The 22529-nt window shown below is 70.7% G+C and carries 19 protein-coding genes; 12 read left to right on the forward strand and 7 right to left on the reverse strand.

The features are described 5' to 3' along the window. Window positions 1-193 precede the first annotated feature (193 nt). The 4 genes from ACFUNE_RS10325 (at window position 194) to ACFUNE_RS10340 (ending at window position 3116) form a co-directional block, all read left to right on the forward strand. Window positions 194-682 (forward strand): lamin tail domain-containing protein, encoded by a 489-nt coding sequence (locus tag ACFUNE_RS10325; protein ID WP_383564744.1) that lies wholly within the window; start codon window positions 194-196, stop codon window positions 680-682. A gap of 151 nt (window positions 683-833) precedes the next feature. After that, entirely contained in the window at window positions 834-1331 is a 498-nt protein-coding gene (locus ACFUNE_RS10330) for a peptidylprolyl isomerase (protein ID WP_383564746.1), read from the forward strand. A 216-nt stretch (window positions 1332-1547) separates the two neighbouring features. After that, window positions 1548-2342, forward strand: coding sequence for an SDR family NAD(P)-dependent oxidoreductase (locus tag ACFUNE_RS10335; protein WP_383564748.1), 795 nt, complete (start codon window positions 1548-1550; stop codon window positions 2340-2342). Window positions 2343-2426: 84 nt separating this feature from the next. Beyond that, window positions 2427-3116, forward strand: a complete 690-nt coding sequence (locus ACFUNE_RS10340) for a ribonuclease H (RefSeq protein WP_383564750.1) — start codon at window positions 2427-2429, stop codon at window positions 3114-3116. Between the two features lie 19 nt (window positions 3117-3135). Here the strand turns inward: ACFUNE_RS10340 and ACFUNE_RS10345 are convergent, their stop codons facing one another. Beyond that, the gene (locus ACFUNE_RS10345; RefSeq protein WP_383564986.1) at window positions 3136-3603 is read right to left on the reverse strand and encodes an ATP-binding protein; all 468 of its coding nucleotides are present in this window, start codon (window positions 3601-3603) and stop codon (window positions 3136-3138) included. A gap of 197 nt (window positions 3604-3800) precedes the next feature. Between ACFUNE_RS10345 and ACFUNE_RS10350 the strand changes: the two genes are divergently transcribed. The 4 genes from ACFUNE_RS10350 (at window position 3801) to ACFUNE_RS10365 (ending at window position 7355) form a co-directional block, all read left to right on the forward strand. Further along, window positions 3801-4655, forward strand: coding sequence for a helix-turn-helix domain-containing protein (locus ACFUNE_RS10350; protein WP_383564752.1), 855 nt, complete (start codon window positions 3801-3803; stop codon window positions 4653-4655). Window positions 4656-4778: 123 nt separating this feature from the next. After that, entirely contained in the window at window positions 4779-5036 is a 258-nt protein-coding gene (locus ACFUNE_RS10355) for a WhiB family transcriptional regulator (RefSeq protein WP_383564754.1), read from the forward strand. A 41-nt stretch (window positions 5037-5077) separates the two neighbouring features. Further along, window positions 5078-5416, forward strand: a complete 339-nt coding sequence (locus ACFUNE_RS10360) for a YkvA family protein (RefSeq protein ID WP_383564756.1) — start codon at window positions 5078-5080, stop codon at window positions 5414-5416. A 37-nt stretch (window positions 5417-5453) separates the two neighbouring features. After that, entirely contained in the window at window positions 5454-7355 is a 1902-nt protein-coding gene (locus ACFUNE_RS10365; RefSeq protein WP_383564758.1) for a rhamnogalacturonan lyase, read from the forward strand. A 211-nt stretch (window positions 7356-7566) separates the two neighbouring features. On the opposite strand, the gene ACFUNE_RS10370 is transcribed toward ACFUNE_RS10365, so the two are convergent. The 4 genes from ACFUNE_RS10370 to ACFUNE_RS10385 form a co-directional block, all read right to left on the reverse strand. Continuing rightward, the gene (locus ACFUNE_RS10370) at window positions 7567-8223 is read right to left on the reverse strand and encodes a class I SAM-dependent methyltransferase (protein WP_383564760.1); all 657 of its coding nucleotides are present in this window, start codon (window positions 8221-8223) and stop codon (window positions 7567-7569) included. 190 nt (window positions 8224-8413) lie between these two features. Continuing rightward, complete coding sequence (locus tag ACFUNE_RS10375; RefSeq protein ID WP_383564761.1) at window positions 8414-8941, reverse strand: hypothetical protein; 528 nt, start codon at window positions 8939-8941, stop codon at window positions 8414-8416. Window positions 8942-9052: 111 nt separating this feature from the next. Continuing rightward, complete coding sequence (locus ACFUNE_RS10380) at window positions 9053-10333, reverse strand: MFS transporter (RefSeq protein WP_383564763.1); 1281 nt, start codon at window positions 10331-10333, stop codon at window positions 9053-9055. Next, entirely contained in the window at window positions 10330-10938 is a 609-nt protein-coding gene (locus ACFUNE_RS10385; protein WP_383564765.1) for an ArsR/SmtB family transcription factor, read from the reverse strand. The genes ACFUNE_RS10380 and ACFUNE_RS10385 overlap by 4 nt, the downstream gene beginning before the upstream one ends. A gap of 257 nt (window positions 10939-11195) precedes the next feature. Between ACFUNE_RS10385 and ACFUNE_RS10390 the strand changes: the two genes are divergently transcribed. The 3 genes from ACFUNE_RS10390 to ACFUNE_RS10400 all read left to right on the forward strand — a co-directional run bounded on the left by ACFUNE_RS10390 (window position 11196) and on the right by ACFUNE_RS10400 (window position 17872). Beyond that, entirely contained in the window at window positions 11196-13631 is a 2436-nt protein-coding gene (locus tag ACFUNE_RS10390; protein ID WP_383564767.1) for a GH92 family glycosyl hydrolase, read from the forward strand. Between the two features lie 172 nt (window positions 13632-13803). Beyond that, the gene (locus ACFUNE_RS10395) at window positions 13804-17148 is read left to right on the forward strand and encodes a LamG-like jellyroll fold domain-containing protein (protein ID WP_383564769.1); all 3345 of its coding nucleotides are present in this window, start codon (window positions 13804-13806) and stop codon (window positions 17146-17148) included. Window positions 17149-17326: 178 nt separating this feature from the next. Next, on the forward strand, window positions 17327-17872 hold the full coding sequence (locus ACFUNE_RS10400) for a DUF6886 family protein (protein WP_383564771.1): 546 nt from the start codon (window positions 17327-17329) through the stop codon (window positions 17870-17872). A gap of 108 nt (window positions 17873-17980) precedes the next feature. Here the strand turns inward: ACFUNE_RS10400 and ACFUNE_RS10405 are convergent, their stop codons facing one another. Beyond that, the gene (locus ACFUNE_RS10405) at window positions 17981-19000 is read right to left on the reverse strand and encodes a LacI family DNA-binding transcriptional regulator (RefSeq protein ID WP_383564773.1); all 1020 of its coding nucleotides are present in this window, start codon (window positions 18998-19000) and stop codon (window positions 17981-17983) included. 213 nt (window positions 19001-19213) lie between these two features. On the opposite strand from ACFUNE_RS10405, the gene ACFUNE_RS10410 reads away from it, so the two are divergent. Then, entirely contained in the window at window positions 19214-20044 is an 831-nt protein-coding gene (locus ACFUNE_RS10410) for a phytanoyl-CoA dioxygenase family protein (protein ID WP_383564988.1), read from the forward strand. A 59-nt stretch (window positions 20045-20103) separates the two neighbouring features. On the opposite strand, the gene ACFUNE_RS10415 is transcribed toward ACFUNE_RS10410, so the two are convergent. Continuing rightward, a complete protein-coding gene (locus ACFUNE_RS10415) occupies window positions 20104-22455 on the reverse strand; it encodes an AbfB domain-containing protein (RefSeq protein WP_383564775.1) in 2352 nt (783 codons plus the stop codon). Window positions 22456-22529: the final 74 nt, after the last annotated feature.

Consider the following 22529-nt stretch of genomic DNA (forward strand, 5'->3'; position numbering starts at 1 on the left):
TTGACAGGTCTACGACCGCCGGAATTCGTGTCGAGTGCAGCCGTGTGTGACAGAAATGTCCGCACTTTGTCACACGAACCAGGGCACCTTTCGGCCAACTCGAAAGCGGGACAAAGTTTGCGTTCCCGGCAGTACGCCGGGGCCGAACAACGCCCGGTACCTCATGCCGGGCCCCGCATGATGAGGGGTTTCCATGTCCCGTTCCGCACGACGGATCACCGCTACCGTTCTCGCCTCCGGCGCCCTGCTCGCCGCAGCGGCCCTCCCGGCCACGGCCGATGGCCGGGACCACGGCCACAACCGGCCGGCCCAGCGCTCGGCGGTCGTCCTGGGTGAGATCCAGTACGAAAGCCCGGGTCGCGACAACGGCTCGAACCGCAGCCTGAACGCCGAGTGGGTCACCGTCACCAACACCAGCCGCCACGCCGTCAACCTCCGTGGCTGGACGCTCTCCGACGAGAGCCGCCGCTCGTACGAGTTCGACCTGCGGCTGCCCGGCCGCTCCTCCGTCCGCGTCCACACCGGTGTCGGCCGCGACACCCGCCACGACGTGTACCAGGACCGCCGCCACTACGTGTGGGACAGCAGGGACACCGCCACGCTCCGCGACAACCGCGGGCACAAGGTCGACTCCGAGTCCTGGGGCCGTCACCGCGACGGCGGCCACCGCGGCAACCGCTGAACGGCGACGGTAGGGAGAAGCGGCGTTCTCCCTGACTGACGACGGCGTACCACGGCTGATCTCCGTGGTACGCCGTATTCGTGCGGTCCGGAGCCGTTTGCGGGGCGGGGTCCGTGCATCGGCCGGTGGCGGGTGATGTCAGGATGGACTCATGACCATCAAGGCGTATTTCGACATCACCATCGACGACCAGCCCGCCGGGCGGATCGTGTTCAACCTCTTCGACGACGTGGCCCCCAAGACCGCGGAGAACTTCCGTGCACTGGCCACCGGTGAGCAGGGCTTCGGCTACGCGGGCTCGCCGTTCCACCGCGTCATCCCGGACTTCATGCTCCAGGGCGGCGACTTCACCCGCGGTGACGGCACCGGCGGCAAGAGCATCTACGGCGAGAAGTTCGCCGACGAGAACTTCACGCTGAAGCACAACAAGCCGGGTCTGCTCTCGATGGCCAACGCCGGCCCGAACAGCAACGGCTCGCAGTTCTTCATCACCACCGTCCTCACCCCGTGGCTGGACGGCAAGCACGTGGTGTTCGGCGAGGTCGCCGACGAGGACAGCATGAAGCTCGTCCGCAAGATCGAGTCGTACGGCAGCTCCAACGGCAGGACCAAGGCGCAGATCGCCGTTTCGGCGTCCGGCGTTCTCTGACGCACACGACGGGGCTCCCGGCCGTTCTCCACGGGCCGGGAGCCCCGTGCTGTGCCGCGACCTGCGCCGGGCGCCCGCGGGTGGGGCGGACCCGTCCCTGACGACCCGTCCCTGACGACGCGGCCCGGCGTTCCGGCGGGGCGGAAGCCGTCCCGGGCCCGAGGATGCCAGGGTGGAGAGCCCGCGCACCCGGACGCGGGACGAGAGGAGTGCCAGGTGCGTATCGACCTAGCCGGCAGGACCGCGGTCGTGACCGGATCCTCCCAGGGCATCGGGCTCGCGATCGCCACAGGTCTGGCAGGTGCCGGTGCTCGCGTGGTGCTGACCGGACGAGGCCGTGACCGGCTCGGCACGGCGGAGGACGTGCTGCGCGGCGTCGAGCCGGACGCCGACGTCCTCACCGTCGCCTGCGACCTCGCCACGGAACAGGGTGCCGCCGAGCTGTACGAGGCCGTGCCCGCCGCGGACATCCTGGTCAACAACCTCGGCATCTTCGGTCCGCGGCCGGCGCTGGACATCACCGACGAGGAGTGGCGGACCTACTTCGACACCAACGTCCTCAGCGCGGTGCGCCTGATCCGCCGCTACCTGCCCGGCATGACCGGCCGGGGATGGGGGCGCGTGCAGAACATCGCGAGCGACTCGGCGATCGTCGTCCCCGCCGAGATGATCCACTACGGCATGTCGAAGACCGCGCTGCTCGCCGTCTCCCGCGGCTTCGCCAAGGAGGCCGCGGGGACCGGCGTGACGGTGAACTCGGTCATCGCGGGCCCCACGCACACCGGCGGCGTCGAGGACTTCGTCCACGAGCTCGTGGGCGGGGACCTCCCGTGGGACGAGGCCCAGCGCGAATTCATGCGCGTGCACCGCCCGCAGTCCCTGCTCCAGCGCCTGATCGAGCCCGAGGAGATCGCGAACCTCGTCGTCTACCTCGCCTCACCCCAGGCGTCGGCCACCACGGGTGCGGCGGTGCGGGTGGACGGCGGCTACATCGACTCGATCGTTCCCTGACCTCCCCGATCGTTCCCCGGCCTCCCGGGAGGTCCCTGGCCTCCGGGGCGTTCCCCGGCCTCCCGGGCTGGCATGATTCGGGGCATGGACGAGCGCATCATCGCCGCGTGTGACGGGGCATCGAAGGGGAATCCGGGACCTGCGGCCTGGGCGTGGGTCGTGGCCGATGACCGGGGGAACCCCCGGCGGTGGGAAGCGGGCCCGCTGGGCACCGCCACCAACAACGTCGCCGAGCTCACCGCCCTGCTGGAACTGCTGCGGTCGACCGATCCGGCCGTGCCCGTCGAGGTGCGCATGGACTCGCAGTACGCCATGAACGCGGTGACCAAGTGGCTGCCGGGGTGGAAGCGCAACGGCTGGAAGACGTCGGCGGGCAAGCCGGTCGCCAACCGCGAGCTGGTGGTCGGCATCGACGAGCTGTTGAGCAGCCGCAGCGTGAGCTTCCGCTACGTTCCGGCGCACCAGGTGGACGGCGACCCCCTCAACGCGCTGGCCGACCAGGCCGCGAGCGAGGTCGCGGTCTCGCAGCAGGCGGCCGGGACCGCGTACGGCACCGCCGGGCTGCCCGTGCCGGCCCCTGCCCGCTCCACGAAGGGCCGTGCCCCCGGTGCGGCGGCGAAGGGCGAGCCCGCGGGCAAGCCGCGTTCGGGCGGAACGATCCGCGCGAGGTTCGCGGGCCGGTGCCACTGCGGGAAGCCCTACGCGGCCAAGGACATGATCGCGAAGAATCCGAACGGCTGGGGTCACCCGGAGTGCCGGGCCGCCCTCGTCTGAGCCGTCCCGCCCCGGACGTTCAGATGTCGGCCCAGACGAGCCGGCCGGACACGCTGCTGCGTGTGCCCCAGCGTGTCGCCAGCGCGTCCACGAGCATGAGGCCACGGCCGTCCTCGGCCACCGACGCCAGGCTGAAGCCCTCGTCCGTGCCGGCCGGCAGGGTGAGGGCCACCGGGCCGGGGCCCTCGGTGCCGTCCACGTCACGGAGCCCGTCCCCCCGGACGGGGTAGGCGTCCGGATCCCGTGGACCCGGCAGCTCCGGTATGTGCCGCCGGCCGCGGTTCCACACGCAGATCCGCACCCGGCCCGACGTACGCAGGAGGCGGCACCGGATCCGCCGGCCCGCGGTGTGCTCCACCGCGTTCGTGACCAGCTCGGTCACGACCAGCGCCGCCGTCTCGACGCGGTCGTCCGGCTCTCCCCACTTCCGCATGGCTTCCTGCACCCGGTGCCTGGCCACGGGGACGCCCCGGGGGAGGCGGGGAATCCACCAGCTATGTGCACTCCGTCCGCCCGAGCCCTCCGGGGCCAGACGGGTGCACGTGACTATTTCCGACATGTACGTACTCTCCGTGCAAAGTACATACTTTGCAAGAGGCAGAATGCCCGGATGGTTCCGAATCAGCGCTGAGACCGCTCCGAAAGCCGCACCGCCTCGGAGCGCATGCGCGGAAGGGTACGTGGATGAGGCCCCGGTCAGGCCCCACCGTCGAGCACCGTGTCCTGGCGGCGCGCCTGCGGATTTTCCGGGAACGTGCCGGCGTCAGCCTCCAGGCCGCGGCCGTGGCACTGGGTGCCCACCCCGCCACCGTGCGGCGCATCGAGCGTGCCGAGACGGGGCTCGACGCGCATCAGGTCCGCGTCCTCCTGGAGCGCTACGCGGTGTCCGCCGCGGAGGCCGAGCCGGTGATGACGGGGCTGACGGCGGCGAATCTGCCCGGCTGGTGGCACCGGTGGCGGGACGCGATGGAGCCCTGGCAGCAGGAGGTCATCGGCATCGAGTCGTCCGCCTCGCTCGTGCGGACCTGGCACCCCGCCCTGGTCCCCGAGCTACTGCGCACCCCGGCCTACGAGGCGGCCCTGTGCCGGAGCCTCGAGGCCGACACCCCGCCGAAGCGTGATCGGCACCTCGAACTGCTGGGGGAGCGGCAGCGCCGCCTGGAGGAGCGCGGGGCGGCCGTCTGGGCCCTGCTCCCCGCCGCCGCCCTCCATACGCGGGTCGGCGGCCCGGCGGTGATGGCCGAGCAGCGGGCTGTGCTCGAAGAGGCCGCACACCGGCCGCACCTCACCGTCCAGGTGGTGCCCCTCGACTTCCCCCCGCACCCCATGACCGGCGTCCCGCCGCTGCACCTGCTGCGCGTCCCTGCCCCGGAGATCGGCGACCGGGCGGTGCTGGAGACGCCCGGGGCCCGGGTGGACATCATCGACGAACCGGCCGCGGTCATGGACTTCCGCATGCGCATGGACGGCGCCTGCGCGGCCGCCCCGCACCCGGGTTCGCCGCTGCCGGACGGCGGGGGGAGCGCCGGAAACCCTTGAACGCCGCGCCTGTTGTGGTTTCGAACGCCCGATGGCGGTCACGCGCACAGTACGGACGTCACGGAGACGACGTGGAATCCGGCGGAGAGCAAAGGTCGTTCCCTGCGAGAAGGAGTGAGAGTCATGGACAACTGGCGCATGCACGCGGCGTGCCGCGAAGAGGACCCGGACCTGTTCTTCCCCATCGGCAGCACCGGCCCCGCGCTCGTACAGGCCGAGGAGGCCAAGGCCGTCTGCGGATCCTGCCCCGTGCGGGAACAGTGCCTGGAATGGGCCCTCGAGAACGGACAGGACTCGGGTGTGTGGGGAGGCATGGACGAGAACGAACGCCGTGCCCTGAAGCGCCGCCGCGCCCGTCATCAGGCCAGGAGCCACGGGTGACGCCTCCGGACTCCGGCCGCCCCGCGGGGAGAAGATGAACCATGGACATCTCGGTCTGGCTCGTCCTCGGTGCGCTGGCGCTCCTGCTCATGGCGGGAGCCGCGGCAGTCCTCCTGGTCCGCGTGGTCCGGGCCAGAAGACTGCTCATCGACGCGGGCATCCCCCTGCACAACAAGGCACTCGTGTGGGCGGCGATGATCTACACCGTGTCGCCCGTCGACCTCCTGCCGGACCCCGTCTATCTCGACGACATCGGCTTCCTGCTGCTAGCCCTGCGCTCGCTGCACGCCGCGGCGCACGCGGCCGGTGCGGGGCGGCGGCGGCCGGCCGTGGCACAAGCGGAATCAGACGGCAACCTTTCGGCTTCCGGGAGCAACTGAGGGGGCGTAAGCCGTCTCCTGCCAGAAGGTGCCTCCCGTGGAGCCTCTGCTTCCCCTCACTGATTCCCGTCCCCGCCGCAGACGCCGTACCACCCGCGCCCGTGCACTGGCCGGCGCTCTGGCGGCCGCGCTGCTCGCGGCCGGCGGGCTCGTCGCTCTCGGCCCGGCCTCGCACGCGGCCACCGCGCGCCAGGCCGAGGCGCTCGACCGCGGTGTCGTGAGCGTGCACACCGACAGCGGGAACCTCGTCAGCTGGCGCTGGCTGGGTACCGACCCCGACAACGTGTCGTTCAACGTCTACCGGGCGGGCACCAAGGTCAACGCCTCACCGGTCACCGCCTCGACGAACTACTTCCACTCCGGCGCGCCCGCCACCGCCGACTACACGGTGCGCGCGGTCGTCGGGGGAGTGGAACAGGGCGACTCCGTCCACGCCATCCAGTTCCGCGCCGGGTACAAGGACGTGCCCATCAGCCCGCCGGCGGGCGGGACGACACCCGACGGGGTCGCCTACACCTACGAGGCGAACGACGCGTCGGTCGGCGACCTGGACGGCGACGGGGCCCTCGACTTCGTACTGAAGTGGCAGCCCACCAACGCCAAGGACAACTCCCAGTCCGGCTACACGGGCAACACGGTCATCGACGGCATCCGCCTCGACGGCACCCGCCTCTGGCGGATCGACCTCGGGCGCAATATCCGCTCCGGCGCGCACTACACCCAGTTCCAGGTGTACGACTACGACGGTGACGGCCAGGCCGAGGTGGCGACGAAGACCGCCGACGGCAGCGTGGACGGAGCCGGCAAGGTGATCGGCAGCTCATCCGCCGACCACCGCAACTCCTCCGGCTACGTCCTGTCCGGCCCCGAGTTCCTGACGATGTTCAACGGCCGGACCGGCGCGGCGATGGGCACCGTGGACTACGTCCCCGCCCGCGGCACGGTCTCCTCGTGGGGCGACTCCTACGGCAACCGGGTGGACCGCTTCCTCGCGGGCACGGCCTACCTGGACGGTGCCAGGCCGTCCCTGATCATGGCGCGCGGTTACTACACGCGCAGCGTCATCGCTGCCTGGGACTGGCGGAACGGTGCCTTCACCCGGCGCTGGACGTTCGACACGAACAGCTCGACCAACTCCGGCAAGGGGTACGACGGCCAGGGCAACCACCAGCTGTCCGTCGCCGACGCCGACGGTGATGGCAAGGACGAGATCATGTACGGCGCGATGGCCGTCGACGACAACGGCAGCGGGCTGTGGACGACGAGGAACGGCCACGGCGACGCCATGCACGTAGGGGATCTCGATCCCTCCCGTGCGGGCCTGGAGGAGTTCAAGGTCGATGAGGACAGCTCGAAGCCGTCCTCGTGGATGGCGGACGCGAAGACCGGCCAGGTCCTGTGGTCGACCCCGGCGAGCGGCGACAACGGCCGCGGTGTGTCCGGTGACATATGGTCCGGCAGCGCCGGTGCCGAGTCCTGGTCCTCCGCGGTCTCCGGTGTGCGCGGGCCGAAGGGCGACGTCGTGTCCAGCCGTAAGCCTTCCAGTGCGAACTTCCTGTCCTGGTGGGACGGCGACACGACCCGTGAGCTGCTCGACGGCACCCACATCGACAAGTACGGCACCTCGGCGGACACCCGCCTGCTGACCGGGGACTCCGTCCACTCGGGCAACGGCACCAAGGCCACGCCCGCGCTGTCCGGCGACCTCTTCGGCGACTGGCGCGAGGAGGTCGTCTGGCCGACCACCAACAACACGGCACTGCGGATCTACTCCACGCCGATCGAGACCGGCACGAGGATCACCACGCTGCTCCACGACACGATGTACCGCACCGCGCTGGCCTGGCAGAACACCGCGTACAACCAGCCTCCGCACCCCAGCTTCGCCATCGGCAGCGGGATGGCGACCGCGCCGCGGCCGACGATCACGACGCCGTAGCCGGGAAGCGGCGTTTCGGCGCCCGGAAACGGCGGTCGGGAGTGCGTCGCTCCTGGCCGCCGCCTCCGGGCCGACTCGTCGCGGTCCCGGCGGCAGAGGGGGCGCATGCCGTCACAGGGGAGTGCGACAGGGGCGAAGGGCGGCGGTACGTACGACCCACGACGATCTGCGGCTGGGGTTCGCCCTCCGGGCAGCATCCGACGAGCAGCCGTCAGTCCTGGTGCCGGACAAGCGTGTAGCGCCAGAACAGACGGCGGCGCAAGCGGGCGCCCGGCAGCACCTCCCGGGCTTCCCGCACGATCTCGGCGAAGCTCATGGCGGGCGGAAGAGTCGGGGCGGTCATCGACGCGGGGCGAGCTGCTCTGCGTCCTCGGTTCTTGACCAGCGCCATGACGATGTTCACCGGGATCGCCGCAGCCCCGAGGACGTGGTCCCCGAGCGTCCGCGCACGGGCGACTCCGACGACGACCAGCGTCCCGCTCGGCGCGAGGTGGCCGCGGAAACGGGCGAGCGTGTCGGAGAACGGCAGATGGTGCAGGGCCGCCACGCACGTGATGACGTCGTACGGGCCTTCCGGCAGCCCGGTCGCCGCGTCATGGACGGTGAACACGACGGGGTGGGCGGTCGCGGTGAGGCCTTGCGCCCGGGCGACGACGGCGGGGTCGGAGTCGATGCCCTCGACCGATGTGGCCCGGGCGGCCAGGAGCCGGGCCAGGTCACCGCTGCCGCACCCCACGTCCAACGCCCGGCCGAAGCGCTCGGGCAGACGGCGCAGCAGCCAGCGATGGTAACGCACGTTGTGGTCCCAGGGGCGGGCGGCATGGAAGCGGTCAAGTGCCCGGAGTGCGCGGGTCAACGGTGTCGGCATGGCGCGATTCCATCACCCTGTTGCGTCGGCGACAGGAGATTCGGGAGGTGAACGGGACCGGCGGCGGCCCGGCCAGTTTCTCGTCGGTCACAGTGAGCCTCCCGGGGCGACTCCGGCAGGACCGTCGGACTGTCCGACGGCCCTGTGGGGGAGTGAGAGGCTGAGCCGCAGCCCCGCGACTCCCTGGGTGTCAGCTCGGGTCCTCCAGGGCTGAGCGCATGTGGCGGTACTGGCCGAGGGTGTGACGGCGCATCAGGAAGATCCCGTAGCAGAACCCCGCCATGGCGACGGTGAACACCAGCGGGAGGAGCAGCGAACCGCTGACCGCTCCGAGGACGAGCATGCCGATCACGACCAGGCCCATGAAGCCGAGCCAGTACGGCAGCCACCGGCCGGCACGCTCCAGCTTCCCCAGCTGGTCGGCGACGAGCCGGCGCATGGCCTCCCGCTCCTCGGGGGCGCTCGGAACCTCGCGGCGGCGGATCCTTCGGTTCAGCTCGGCGACCCCGCGCGGGTCCTTCCCGGTCACCCGCCCGGCTCTCCGGCGCTGGACGGCCAGGAAGCCGATGGTGACGGCGGTGTAGAGCGCAGCTTGGACCACCCAGACGAGCGGGTGCGAACCTTGGCGTAACAGTGCGGTGATTCCTGTACCGAGGGCGAAGACCACCACTGCCTGGGCAGCCAGACTGCGGTCGAGCCAGAGCTTCGAACTGTGCACGGCGTGTGCCTCCTCGGAACCGAACGGGTGACGCGGTCGTCCTCCGGGTACCCCGCCGTGGTCCGCCGCACCGCAGCGGCATCGGACGCGCGTGCGTCGGCAAGCGCGGGATCAGCCCGCTGCGTCCGCGGCGGTGTCCGGTGCCAGGGAACGGATGCGGGGTATCGGCGAGGGCAGCAGCCACAGCAGCGACACGACCCCGCCGACGGCGGCGACGAGGAGGGTGGCCCTCAATCCGGTCATGGTGGCCAGGAGGCCACCGGTGACGGCCCCGATCGGCCGTATCCCGTAGTTGATCGTGCTGAACGCGCCGGCCACGCGACTGCGCATGCCGTCGGGGATCACCGCTGCCTGAAGGGCGTTGAGGTTGACGTCGAACAGCATGACGCCGAAGCCGGACAGGAACACGGACGCGGCCAACGCTCCGGCGCGCACCCAGACGGGACCGCCCGCGGCAGCGGCGATCGCGATCGGCGCGGGAAAGAGCGCCGCACCCACGACGATGCTGCGCCCCACGCCGTACCGCCGCGAGATTCCCGGGGCGACCACTGCGCCGAGCAGAGAACCGGTCGCGCCGACGCCGAACGCCACGCCGATGGACCCCGCGGACAGTCCGAGGTCCCGGCTGGCGAACAGCACGACGAGTCCGCTGCCCCCGATGAAGGTGAAGAAGTTGACGGTCGCGCAGCATCCGAGACTGCCCCTCAGGACGGGGTGACGAACGATGAGCGCAAGTCCCTCCCTGGCGCGGCGCAGGAGCGGGGGAGCCGTGGTGCCGGCCGCCGCAGGCGGTTCGTCGACCCGGACGCGGCCGACCAGGATCGCCGATGCCAGGAACGTCAGGGCGTCGACGACGAGGGTGACGGGAGCGGCGAGGATCTGGATCAGAAGACCGCCGAGGGCCGGGCCGGCGACATGCGATGCCGATCGGGCGGCGCTGATCTTGCTGTTCGCGTCCACGTAGGACCCGCGCGGCACGAGGCCGACGAAGAACGGCGGGTAGGCGGTGTTGAAGAGCACTCCGGCGGTACCCGTGAGCACCGCCACGGCATACAGCTGACCGAGCGTCACCGTCCCTGAGAGGTAGGCCACCGGGATGCTCAGCAGCACCGCGGCGCGCACCAGGTCGGCGATGACCATCAGGCGGCGTTTGCGGGTCTGTTGGTCGACCCAGGCCCCCAGGAGTACGGCTGACAGGTTCGGGGTCCATATCAGCGCGGTGAGCGCCGCCACCTGGCCGGCCGACGCGTTCAGGGCTCCGACGGCGATCAAGGGCAGGGCCAGCTCGGTGATCCGGTCACCGAACTGTGAGATCGCGTTGCCGGCCCAGAAGTGACGGAACCGCCGGTCCCGCCACAGCGATGTCGCAGCCGTCCCGTCGGGGCTGCTCACAGCGACTCCCCGGTCTGCTCCTCGGCACCCTCCGGCAGGACGTAGCGCAGCAGCTGGACGAAACGGCCGTCGGCCGGCCGCTCGTCGGGATCGCGGGTGATGTAGGGCGCGAGGACGCGCTCGATCCCGTCCTCGATGGCGGCGAGTTCCTCGGCGGAGACGACGAGGCGGGTACTGGCCAGTCCTGCCTGCCCCGCCCACTCCGGTCCGAGTCCGGGTTCCACCTCGGCGGCCCACCGGCTCGGCAGGTCCGCATGACGCAGGAACATCTGCTGCGACAGCAGGCGCGCGGCCGACCGGCCCTCCTCGTCGGCTTCGTCCTGCGGCGTCTCGAACCGGAAGCCGTGTGCCGCTGTCTCCCACCTCCGCCGGCGGCGGTCCGGGCCGGGCTCGCTGTCACGCACCAGCCCGAAGCTCGCAAGGTGCCGCAGATGCCAGCTGGTCACCGATGGCGTGGCTCCGACGTCGGGCGCGAGCTCCGTCGCGGTCGCAGGCCCGTGCCGCCGCAGGCGGTCGAGGATCGCCAGCCGCACCGGATGCGCCAACGCACGCATCGCCTGTGGATCCTTGATCTCGACATCGCCCAGGCGATTACTGGATTCCATGACGTGAGAGTCTCCTCTCGCAATATGTGAGAGTCGACTCTCACGCTTTACGGGTCCCGTGGGAGCGGGGCGTCCCCGCAGTCAGGTGCCCCGTCCGGCAGGCCCGTTCACGACTCGTTCACCGCTCGGATCCGTCCGCGGCATTCCCTCGCACGCCGTGGGGACCTACGCTCGGCCGCGAATCGATCAACGCTGCCGCGCCGCTGTGCGAACGGTGTTGACAACGTTGTCCATCTCCGTCGGAGGTATCCGAGAACATGCCCTCCAGACCGTCCGCGGCCCGGCGCCTCGCCGCGCGGACCGCCGCGATCCTCCTCACCGGCGCGCTCGCCGGAGCCGTCACGCCGCCCGCTGCCCAGGCCGACGCGTTCGTCACGCGTCCCACCGCCTACGTGGACCCGATGATCGGCACGTCGAACGGGGGAAACACCTACCCCGGCGCGGTCCGCCCGTACGGCATGATGGCCTGGTCGCCGACCAGCACCACGGGCGACCAGACGAGCACCGGGGCGGCCAACGGCTACGAGTACGGGGTGACCCGGATGCGCGGCCTGAGCCTCACCCACGTCAACGGAGCAGGGTGCAACCCCGGCGCCGCCGGAGACGTGCCGATCATGCCGTTCGTCGGCGACGTCACCTCCTCGCCGTCCGCCGACACGAAGGACGCCGTCTACGCCTCCGGTTTCTCGCACGACGACGAACGTGCCGTGCCCGGCCGTTACACCGTCGGGCTCGACTCCGGCGCCGGCGCCGACCTGGCGGTGAGCGAACGCGCCGGTGTGGCCGACTTCAGCTTTCCGGCGGACAAGCCCGCCAGCCTGCTCTTCAGGGTGTCCAACTCCCTGAACGGCAGCGAGGACGCCCGGATCGAGATCGACACCGCGCACCGCAAGGTGACCGGTTCGGTGCTCACGGGGGCGTTCTGCGGCCGGCGCGCCAACGGCGGTACCAACAACCGCAAGAGCTACTACCGCCTCTACTTCAGCGCTTCCTTCGACCGCGACTTCGCCGCCACCGGCACCTGGCGCGACGGCACCCTGATGCCGGGCGCCACCAGCGGAAGCGGCGGCGAGGGATATGCCACGGGGGCGGACCGTGCCGGGCGTGGATCCGGCGGATGGGTCGGCTTCGACACCTCGGCCGACGACGACGTCCGCATGCGGATCGGGATCTCCTACGTCAGCCGGGCCGGAGCCGAGACCAACCTCCGCAAGGAGATCGCGCCCAGGGCGAGCGTCGACGACGTCGCCCGGGCGGGTACCGCCGCGTGGGACCGTGAGCTCTCCTCCGCGCGCGTCGGCGGAGGGAGCGATGCGCAGCGCACGTCGTTCTACACCGCGCTGTACCACTCGCTGATGCAGCCGAACCTGATCAGCGACACGGACGGGCGCTATCCGGGCATGGACGGCGAGCCGCACCGCGTGACACGCGGTCAGAAGGCGCAGTACAGCAACTTCTCCGGCTGGGACCAGTACCGGGCGCAGATCCAGCTCCTCGCGCTCCTCAAGCCCCGGATCGCGGGCGACTTCGCCCAGTCGCTGTACAACTTCGCGCGGCAGAACGGCGGTGTCTGGGACCGCTGGGTGCACGTCAACGGGGCCACCCACGTCATGACGGGCGACCCGACTGCCGCCACCCTGGCGACGTTCTACGCCATGGGTGTGCGCAACTTCGACTACGAGGGCGCCTTCGAGTCCCTGGCCCGTCAGGCCACGGTGCCCCACCCGGACGGCCTCTCCGACGCGGGCTGCCCCGGTCAGTGCACCGGCCAGCGGCCCAACCTGGCCCAGTACCTGGAGTCCCACTACGCGGCCCAGGACGTGTGCCACTGCTGGGGCGGTGCGGCGGAGACCCTGGAGGACGCGGTCGCCGACGACGCGCTCGGCCGGTGGGCCCGGCTCCTCGGGCGTGACGAGGAGGCCGCCGCCTTCGAGGAGCGCGGCCTCTGGTGGCGCAACGTGTTCAACCCCGGTGCGAGCGACGGCGCCGGGACCACCGGCTACATCCAGGCGCGCAACCTCGACGGCTCATGGGTGACCCCTTTCGCTCCCGGCAGCGACCGGGGCTTCGCGCAGGGCACCAGCGCCACCTACACCTGGATGGTCCCGCAGGACGTACAGGGGCTGGCCGAGGCCATGGGCGGCCGGGAGACGGCGGCACGGCGGCTGGACGGCTTCTTCCACAAGGCGGACGGCTCCTGGTCCGTCAAGGGCGGCGACGCCCTGCGCTACGACCCGACCAACGAGCCCGGCATCCACGCCCCGTGGCTGTACAACGCGCTGGGGCAGCCGTGGAAGACCCAGGAGACCGTACGCGAGATCCTGAACACGGTGTACGGGACAGGTCCCCGCGGCCTGCCCGGCAACGACGACCTCGGCACGATGTCCGCCTGGTACGTCTTCTCGGCCCTGGGCGTCTACCCGCAGACTCCCGGCAGTGCCACCCTGCTCCTCGGAGCGCCGCTCTTCCCGTCCGCGGTGCTGCACCGGGAGCAGGGCGGGGACATCGCCATCAGTGCTCCGCTGGCCGATGCGACACATCCGTACATCGACACGCTGAGCGTGGACGGACGAGTGAGTGACCGGTCCTGGACCGACGCACGACTGGTCATCCGAGGAGAGTCGTTGAGCTACGGGCTCGGTGACCGGCCGAACACGTCCTGGGCCACCGGACCTGCGAATCTTCCGCAGTAGTACGCGAACGGGCCCTGGCTCCGAGCTCGGTGGGCGGCGCGTCGCCGCTCGCCGGGATCGGCGTGCCCGGCGAACCCCGCGAAAAAGGTCTCATTTTTCTATCGTTGAAAATTCTGCGTGCACGACCGTTGTCAGGTGTTTGAGGCTGTGGCTCAATGTTCGACTATGTGCAGTGCTCCGCGGTCCGGGGCACTCCGGCTTCTTCGACGAGGACGACGCCTTGATACGACAACTAGCCCGCCCCCGCACGTTTTTCAGAACTCTCGCCTGTACGGCGGCGCTGCTGCTCCCGGTAGGGGCCACCCTGGTGCCGACCGCTGCCGCGGCGGCCCCGGCCGCCGCACCCTCCGCCTCGGACGCCGTCTCCGCAACGGCGTTCGCATCGCAGGACCCCTCCACCGAGGTGCACGGCCTCAAGGGCGAGTACTTCGCCATGTCGGCCCCGGGCGCTCGTGACTTCGCCGAGCTCGGTGCCACGGCTCTGGACCCGGAGATCAACTTCCCCGGCCTGACCGGTGCGTTCGAGTCGGCCACCGGAAAGACCGAGCACACCACCGCCCGCTGGACGGGGCAGATCGCCGCCCCCGAGGACGGCGACTACACCTTCTCCGCCATCGGGGACAACGGCTTCCGCCTCTTCATCGACGACAAGGCCGTCATCGACCACTGGGAGCCGGACTGGGACAAGGAGCAGACCAGCAAGCCCGTCACCCTGAAGGCCGGTGAACAGCACACCTTCCGGCTGGAGATGTTCCAGGACATCGGCGGGGCGAACATGTTCCTGCGCTGGTCGAGCGCGAAGCTCGCCAAGCAGATCGTCCCCGAGTCCGCGTTCACCCCGCCGGCCGACTTCGAGGTCTACCCGGTCGGGCTGAGCGTCTCCGAGGACGGCCTGAAGGTGCAGGCGACCTTCGACCACGAGGTCAGCGGCATCCAGGACGTGAAGGGCCACCTCGGCATCGAGGCGGACACCACGCCGATGCCGGTGAAGTCGGTCGTCAGGGCCTCGAACAACCGCAAGGCGATCATCGTCACCCTGGGCGGAGCCGTCCAGAAGAACCAGCAGGTCAGGTTCGCGTACGACGGTGAGGGCGGCCTGAAGAACGGCGACGAGACCGTCCCGGAGATCAGCCGCAGGGCGAAGAACCTCTCCACGCACCGGCTGCTCACCCCGTGGGGCGAGAAGGTGAACCCGAAGAACCCGCTGCCCGAGTACCCCCGCCCGCAGCAGGTGCGCGACGACTGGAAGAACCTCAACGGGCCCTGGGAGTTCGCGGGAGCCACCGCCGACGAGAAGCCGGTCTTCGGCAAGCCGCTCGACGAGCGCATCACCGTGCCCTACCCCGTCGAGTCCCAGCTCTCCGGGCTGGAACGCCACGAAGACCACATGTTCTACCGCAAGCTCGTCACCGTGCCGAAGAGCTGGTCGGTCGGCAAGCGGAGCAGTGACGAGCGGCTGAAGCTGAACTTCGGCGCCGTCGACTACCAGGCGCGGGTCTGGGTGAACGGCAAGCAGGTCGCCGAGCACACCGGCGGCTACACCGCCTTCAGCGCCGACATCACGGACGCCCTCAAGGGCAGCGGTCCTCAGGAGATCGTGGTCGCGGTCACCGACACCACCGGTGCCGACCAGCCCACCGGCAAGCAGTCGGCCAACCCCAGCGGCATCTTCTACACCGCCTCCTCCGGTATCTGGCAGACCGTCTGGATGGAGCCCGTCGCGCCCGCGGCCGTCGACTCCCTGAAGACCACGCCGGACATCGACAAGGGCCGGCTCGCCCTGACGGTCAACTCCGAGGCCGCCTCGAAGTCCGCCCGGGTCACCGCTGTCGCCCGTGACAAGAAGGGCAAGGTCGTCGGCACCGTCACCGGTGCGGCCAACAGTGAGCTGAGCCTCCCGGTCGCCAAGCAGCACCTGTGGACGCCGGACGACCCGTACCTGTACGACCTGGAGGTCACCCTCAAGGACGGCCGCTCCAAGGACACCGTCGACAGCTACTTCGGCATGCGCTCCTTCGGCGTCGCGAAGGTCGGCGGCTACCAGAAGCTGGTGCTCAACGGGAAGCCGTTCTTCTCCCTCGCCCAGCTCGACCAGGGCTTCTACCCCGACGGCCTGAACACGGCGCCCAGCGACTCCGCCCTGGTCTTCGACCTGAAGGCGCAGAAGGACCTCGGCTTCAACTCCGTGCGCAAGCACATCAAGGTCGAGCCCGCCCGCTGGTACTACCACGCGGACCAGCTCGGACTGCTGGTCTGGCAGGACTTCGTCTCCGGCAACATCACCGGTGAGAAGGGCCAGAAGGCCTTCCTCGACCAGGGTGCCGAGATGATGGAGCAGCTGCACAACTACCCCTCGATCGGCGCCTGGATCGTCTTCAACGAGGGCTGGGGCGAGTGGGACCGCACCGAGACCGGAAAGATCACCGAGAAGGTCCAGGCCGCCGACCCCTCCCGGGTGGTCAACGCCCACAGTGGTGTGAACTGCTGCAACTCCAAGGGTGACAGCGGCAAGGGCGACATCATCGACCACCACGACTACAACAACACCGACCCCGCCTTCCCGGACGACAACCGCGCGGCGATGGACGGCGAGCACGGCGGCTTCACCCTTCGGATGCCCGGAAACATGTGGCCGGGTGCCCCCACCGCGATCTACAGCGGTGTGGCCGACAAGGACGCGCTGACCGCCAAGTACGTGGACAACACCCGTACGTACTACCTGGACGCGGCCCGCGCCGAGCTCTCCGGCTCCATCTACACCCAGGTGACCGACCTCGAGAACGAGCTCAACGGCCTCTGGACGTACGACCGCCGCGAGATCAAGGTCGACCCCGCGAAGGTGCGGAAGATCAACCAGGAGGTCATCGCAGCCGGCGCCGCCGCGGGCGAGCGCGACGAGATCAAGGGCGGTGGCGCCTGGTCCCTCGACGAGAACAAGGGGACCCAGGCGGCCGACAGCGGCCCGAACCACAAGGACCTCACCCTCTCCGAGGGGACGTCCTGGACGGCCGGCGTGCAGGGCTCGGCGCTGAAGTTCAACGGCGAGGGCCAGTACGCGGAGACCGACGGCCCGGTCGTCGACACGACCGGTGACTACACCATCTCCGCCTGGGCGTCGCTCGACGCGCTCCCGGGCAACTACGGCACCGTCGTCAGCCAGGACGGCCGCCGCCAGGAGAACCCGTTCTACCTCCAGTACGGACAGGGCGGCTTCGCCTTCTCGACCCCGGGCGCGCACCGGGCCCGGCTGGAGATCAAGCCCGAGCTCGGCAAGTGGTACCACCTGGTCGGCGTGCGCAGCGGCGACGAGATCAAGCTGTACGTCGACGGCAAGCTCGCCCAGACCGCGCCGGCCGGGACCGCCGACGTCAGCAGCGGCGCGCTCTCCGTCGGCCGCGCCAAGTGGTCGGGCGGCAACACCGACTTCTGGAACGGCTCCGTCGACCAGGTCCAGGTGTTCGACAAGGCGCTCACCGACCAGGAGGTGACCGCCCTCCACGACGGCGAACAGCCGTAAGGAGCGACCCCGACGGCGAACAGCCGTAGGGGGCACCCCCGCAGGACCGCTCCCGGCAGTGCGTGCACGCGCCGCACTGCCGGGAGCTCCGCGCTGTCCTGCCCGGAGGGCCGTGCGCACGGCGGGTCCTGGACGCCGGCGGCGACGGCGGCCGGCGGCTGTGCGGTAGAACCGGTGCATGCGTCCGCGACCAGGAGAAGTGCTGCACTTCTCCGAAGACCCCGAGATCTCGTTGTTCCGTCCGCACGTCGCCGCCACCGCCCGGCAGCCGGAGGCGTACGTCTGGGCCGTCGACGGCGCCCAGGCCCCGGCCTACTGGTTTCCACGCCAGTGTCCGCGCGCCATGGCGTGGACCGCGCCGCACACGTCCCGGCCCGACCGCGAGCGCATCCTCGGCCCGGGTGGCGGCCGGCGGGTGCACGCCATCGAGTACAGCTGGCTGGAGCGGCTCATGAGCGTCGAGTTGTTCGCCTACCGCTTCGCCGCCACGTCGTTCCGCCCCTTCGGCGACCCTGTGCCCCACGCCTTCGTCTCGACCGGGCCCGTCGAGCCGCTCGGCCCGGCCGAGCCCGTCGGCGATCTGGTCGAGCTGCACCGGGAAGCCGGGATCCAGCTGCGCGTGCTCGACAACCTCTGGGGATTCTGGGAAGCGGTGGTGCCCAGCACCATGCAGTTCAGCGGCATCCGTCTGCGGAACGCGACGCCCAGGCCCGACGAGAGCTGAGCGCCCCCGGAGCGGTGGAGTGCCGGCCGCGCACCGGTCCCCGCCCCGAGGCCTCTCCGCGGGCGCGACGCGGTCGCCGTCGTACGTGCGAGGGCCGCACCCCGGACGTCACGCAGGTGAGACGGCGGCTCCGGTGCTCTCCCGGACCAGCACGCGGTGCGGGACCACGATCCGCCTGGCGGGCAGGGTGTCGAGGCGGCCGAAGACACGTTCGGTCAGGCACTGCACCGCACGTTCGGCGATCTGCTCCCGGTCAGGGGCGATCGTGGTGAGGGACGGGGCTGCGAACCGGCCGTCCTCGATGTCGTCGAACCCCATCAACGCCACGTCGTCGGGCACTCGCACGCCCTGTTCGGCCGCCACGCGCAGCGCGCCGAGGGCGAGTTCGTCGCTGAAGCAGAAGACGGCGTCGGGAGGCTCGGGCAGATCCAGCAGTTCACGCATGGCCCGTGCGCCCTCCGCCCGGTGCAGGTCGGCCACCTCCGCCTCGGCCACCGGACGCAGACCCGCCTCGCGCAGCCCCTGACGGAATCCCTCCGCGCGCAGTTCGGCCGTGCCGTGGCCCAGTCCGGACTGGAGGCCGATCGCCGCGACCCGCCGACGGCCCCGCGCGGCCAGATGCCGAGCCGCGTCCCTGGCCGCCCCCACGTTGTCCAGGGCGACGTGGTCGATGGACCCGTCCGGCTCCAGCTCGCCCAGGACCACCAGGGGCAGGCCTCCGGCGAGCGAGGCCAGGTCGGCCGGTGAGGTTGACCAGGGGCTGATGATCATCCCGTCGACCTGGTGCCCCTCGGACCCGTCGAGAAGCCGCCGTTCCAGGTCGGGGCGCCCTCCGGTCCGCTCCAGGAGCACCGTCCAACCGCGCTCCTGCGCCGCGTCGATGAGGAGACCCGTCAGCGCGCCGAAGTAGGGGGAGTGGATCTCGGGCACGACCACCCCGATGAGACCGGTGCGCCCCTGACGGAGGTTGCGGGCGGCGAGGTTGGGGCGGTAGCCCAGCTCCTCCACCGCCGCCATGACCCGGGCGCGCGTCGCCGGGGCCACGGCCGCAGCGTTGCTCACCACGTTGGAGACGGTCCGGACGGACACGCCGGCGAGCGCGGCGACGTCCTTGAGTCTCGCTGCCACGGTCGGTGCGCTCCTGTCCCTCTGCGCGGGGCCGGCCGTCGGCCGCTCCCTCCGCGGTGAGCACCGTAACAGTCCCCGTCCAGCTCGGTGTGCGCTCCCTATTGCTTCGTTGTTTGCAACGTTGCAACATGAGGGATGACAGGTCGGGAGGGCAAGGAACGCGCCCTCCCGGACCGCGTGCTGCCCGGCTGCCCCGACGAGAGGACCACTGCCATGACCGACGCCCCGACCACCGCCTCACACCTCGACGCGGCTGTCCACGACCTGTACACGGCCGGCATCACCGCGTGCCGGGGCGCCTTCACCCCGCAGTGGGCCGACGTGATGCGTGAGGACATCGAGACGGCCTTCGCCGAGGCGCGCGGACGCGAGGGCGGAGCGGTCGGCCGGGGCCCCCACCGCTTCTACGTGGAGATCCACCCCGAGCAGCTGCGGGGTTTCGTGGACCTCGTCGACCATCCATGGGTGCGCGCCGTGTCCGAGGCCGTCCTGGGGCCCGACTACCGGATCGTCGAGCTGGGTTTCGACGTCCCGCTCGCGGGAGCGGTGAACCAGCCCTGGCACAGGGACTTCCCCATGCCGGACGCCACCCGTGGCGAACGCCGGCTGACCTCGCTCGCCTTCAACCTCACCGCCGTGGACACGCGCGACGACATGGGGCCGTTCGAGATCGCCCCCGGCACCCAGTGGGACGACGGCCCCGGCTTCGGGCACGGGATGTTCCCGCCCCGCGACACCTACCCGCGCTACGAGGGGCTCGCCGAGCGGAAGTATCCCCGGAGGGGCGACATATCGGCCCGCTCCGCCCTCACGATCCACCGGGGCACGGCCAACCGGTCGTCCGACTCCCGGCCGGTCCTGGTGCTCGGTGTCGACGCGCCGGGGGCGGGCAACGACGCCCAGCACGACCTGGCGGTCACCAGGGAGTACTGGTCGTCGCTGCCCGGACGGGTCCGGGCCCACCTGCACTGCCCGGTCGTGGAGGAGCTGACCCCCATCGTCCAGAAGCACACCATCGAGGGTCTGGTCATGGGCGACGCCTGACGCCCGCCGGACCCGGTGCCGGCCGGACGTGGCCGGCACCGGGCCCGGGGTGGCTCACCTCAGGGAGCCCAGGGGCTGTCCACGGCCCACGTGGTGTCCTCCGCGAAGGTGGCCGCGTTGTCCCACGCGTGACCGCCGCCGGGGGTGGCCAGCCACACCTCGGAGCCGATGTGCCGCATGTAGCTGCCGGGCAGGTTCGCGCTGGAGAACCTCACCCCGCCGCTGCCCGCGACCGCGCACCAGGTGGCGTCGGCCTTGAAGAGGGCCGAGCCGTCGTTCGCGTCGCGGCGGACCCGGAAGTCCTGGTGCCGGAGGTACTCACCGGGGTAGTTGCGGGACTCCAGCGAGTAGCAGTTGCTGTTCGCCAGACCGGTGACGACCTTCCAGGTGGCGTCGCTCTTCAGCAGCGCGCTGCTCGCGCTGTCGACGACCGCGGTGTACGCGAGCGCCTCGGAGTGCCGCAGGTACTTGTTCGTGTGGCCGGGCGTGGTGACCCGGAGCGACTTGTACTGCCCGGTGGGCAGGGTGACGGGCGGGGCAGGCGTCTTCGAGGCCTGGATGAGGGCCTGGTTGGCGGCCTTCACCCGGGCGGTGTCGACCTTGACCACCTGGCGGTCGTAGGTGAGCAGCCCGTTCGCCTCGTTCTCGACGTCGGTGATCTCCGTGTAGACGGAGGCCGAGAGCCCGGCCGGGAGCTGTCCGACGCGGATGCTGTCGAGGAGGCCCACGAAGCGGTTGTTCAGGGCCGCGACGCTCGCCTGGTCCTCGTAGCTGAAGCCGCCGCCCGGGTACCACTCGTGGCCCGGTACCTTCCACCCCAGCCCGCCGAACTCCCCGAGGACGGCGGCCCTGGTCGAGGTGGGTGACGTGTTGCCCGGGCCGACGTAGATGTGGTTGTCGACCACATCACCGTTGCCGCCGTCCACGGAACCGCAGCAGTTCACCCCGCTCATGTTGTTGACCAGCCGGGACGGGTCGTACGCCTTGACCTCGTTCGCGATCCTTGCCTGGTCGTACTGGCCCCAGCCCTCGTTCTGGTTCACCCACATGACCAGCGACGGCGAGCTGCGGTGCTGGTCGATGACCGCGTGGTACTCGGCCTCCCACTGGGTCCGCGCCGCGCTGTCGGGGGACTTGCCGGTGTCCATCGCCGGCATGTCCTGCCAGACGAGGAGGCCCAGCTTGTCCGCCCAGTAGAACCAGCGCTGCGGCTCCACCTTGATGTGCTTGCGGACCATGTTGAAGCCGAGGTCCTTGTGCGCCTGGAGATCCGACTTGAGGGCGGCGTCGGTGGGCGCCGTGTAGATGCCGTCGGGCCAGTAGCCCTGGTCGAGCGTGCCCGTCTGGAAGACGAACTTCCCGTTGAGGACGGGGCGCAGGATGTTGTCCACCTTCGCGATCGCGATCGACCGCATGCCCGCGTAGCTGCCCACCGTGTCCACCACGGTCGCGCCGTCCAGCAGGTCGGCGCGTACGTCGTAGAGGAACGGGTCGTCCGGGCTCCACAGCCGGGGGCCGGGCACCGGGACGGAGATCTCCGAGCCGGGCGCTCCCGTCGCCGTACCCACGACGGTGCCGCCGCTGGAGACGGTGACCCGTGCGGTCCGCCCGCTGCCGGCCGCCGCCTGCACCTTCACCCGCAGGGTGCTGTTGCCGAGGTTCGGCGTCATGTCCAGGCGCGTGACGTGCGACGCCGCGACGGGCTCCAGCCAGACCGTCTGCCAGATGCCGGAGGCCGCCGTGTAGAAGATCCCGCCGCCCGAGTGGGGGTTCACGTCGTTGATCCGCTGCTTGCCGACGGCCTGGCCGCCGGTCTGCGTCGGGTCGTACACGGAGACCACGATCGTGTTGGTGCCACCGTTGAGCTGAGGAGTGATGTCGTACGAGAACGAGTCGAAGCCGCCCTTGTGCGCCCCGACCTGGGTGCCGTTGACCCATACGGTGCTCTGCCAGTCGGAGGCGCCGAAGTTGAGCACGGTCCGGCGGCCGTTCCAGTTCGACGGCACGGTGAAGGAGCGCTTGTACCAGAGCTTGTCGTTCTCGGTGATCCTGCGCTTGATCCCGGAGAGCGAGGACTCCGCGACGAACGGGACCCGGATCTGCTCCGAGAACGACGCCGGCTGCCCCGCGTCGCGGCCGGTCACCGCGAAGTCCCAGATGCCGTTGAGATTGGCCCAGTCGGGACGGGTGAGCTGGGGGCGCGGGTACTCCGGAAGCGGGTTGTCGACGGACACCTGGTTCGTCCAGGGTGTCGTCATGGGGGCCGGCTTCGGCGTCCAGGCGGTGGGTGCGGCGGCAGCCGGGGCGGTGGCGGCCCCGACGAGAGCGGTGGCCAGAAGTGCCATCAGGCCGGTGCCGGCAGTTAACCGTCTCCACCAGGTGCGGGGACGTGGTGCGGGTGCGGGCTTCATCCGAGGATCTCCTTGATGGAGGGAAGGTCCCCCCGCGCCGGATCGGCGCGGGGGAGTGGCTCAGAGGTGGTCCG

Source organism: Streptomyces sp. NPDC057287 (assembly GCF_042667905.1).
Classification (GTDB): domain Bacteria; phylum Actinomycetota; class Actinomycetes; order Streptomycetales; family Streptomycetaceae; genus Streptomyces.

Excerpts from the sequence above, each read along its gene's own strand:
- ACFUNE_RS10325 (WP_383564744.1), top strand. The coding sequence starts at position 194 with ATGTCCCGTTCCGCACGACGGATCACCGCTACCGTTCTCGCCTCCGGC.
- ACFUNE_RS10330 (WP_383564746.1), top strand. The coding sequence starts at position 834 with ATGACCATCAAGGCGTATTTCGACATCACCATCGACGACCAGCCCGCC.
- ACFUNE_RS10340 (WP_383564750.1), top strand. The coding sequence starts at position 2,427 with ATGGACGAGCGCATCATCGCCGCGTGTGACGGGGCATCGAAGGGGAAT.
- ACFUNE_RS10350 (WP_383564752.1), top strand. The coding sequence starts at position 3,801 with ATGAGGCCCCGGTCAGGCCCCACCGTCGAGCACCGTGTCCTGGCGGCG.
- ACFUNE_RS10355 (WP_383564754.1), top strand. The coding sequence starts at position 4,779 with ATGGACAACTGGCGCATGCACGCGGCGTGCCGCGAAGAGGACCCGGAC.
- ACFUNE_RS10360 (WP_383564756.1), top strand. The coding sequence starts at position 5,078 with ATGGACATCTCGGTCTGGCTCGTCCTCGGTGCGCTGGCGCTCCTGCTC.
- ACFUNE_RS10370 (WP_383564760.1), bottom strand. The coding sequence starts at position 8,223 with ATGCCGACACCGTTGACCCGCGCACTCCGGGCACTTGACCGCTTCCAT.
- ACFUNE_RS10385 (WP_383564765.1), bottom strand. The coding sequence starts at position 10,938 with ATGGAATCCAGTAATCGCCTGGGCGATGTCGAGATCAAGGATCCACAG.
- ACFUNE_RS10390 (WP_383564767.1), top strand. The coding sequence starts at position 11,196 with ATGCCCTCCAGACCGTCCGCGGCCCGGCGCCTCGCCGCGCGGACCGCC.
- ACFUNE_RS10400 (WP_383564771.1), top strand. The coding sequence starts at position 17,327 with ATGCGTCCGCGACCAGGAGAAGTGCTGCACTTCTCCGAAGACCCCGAG.
- ACFUNE_RS10410 (WP_383564988.1), top strand. The coding sequence starts at position 19,214 with ATGACCGACGCCCCGACCACCGCCTCACACCTCGACGCGGCTGTCCAC.
- ACFUNE_RS10415 (WP_383564775.1), bottom strand. The coding sequence starts at position 22,455 with ATGAAGCCCGCACCCGCACCACGTCCCCGCACCTGGTGGAGACGGTTA.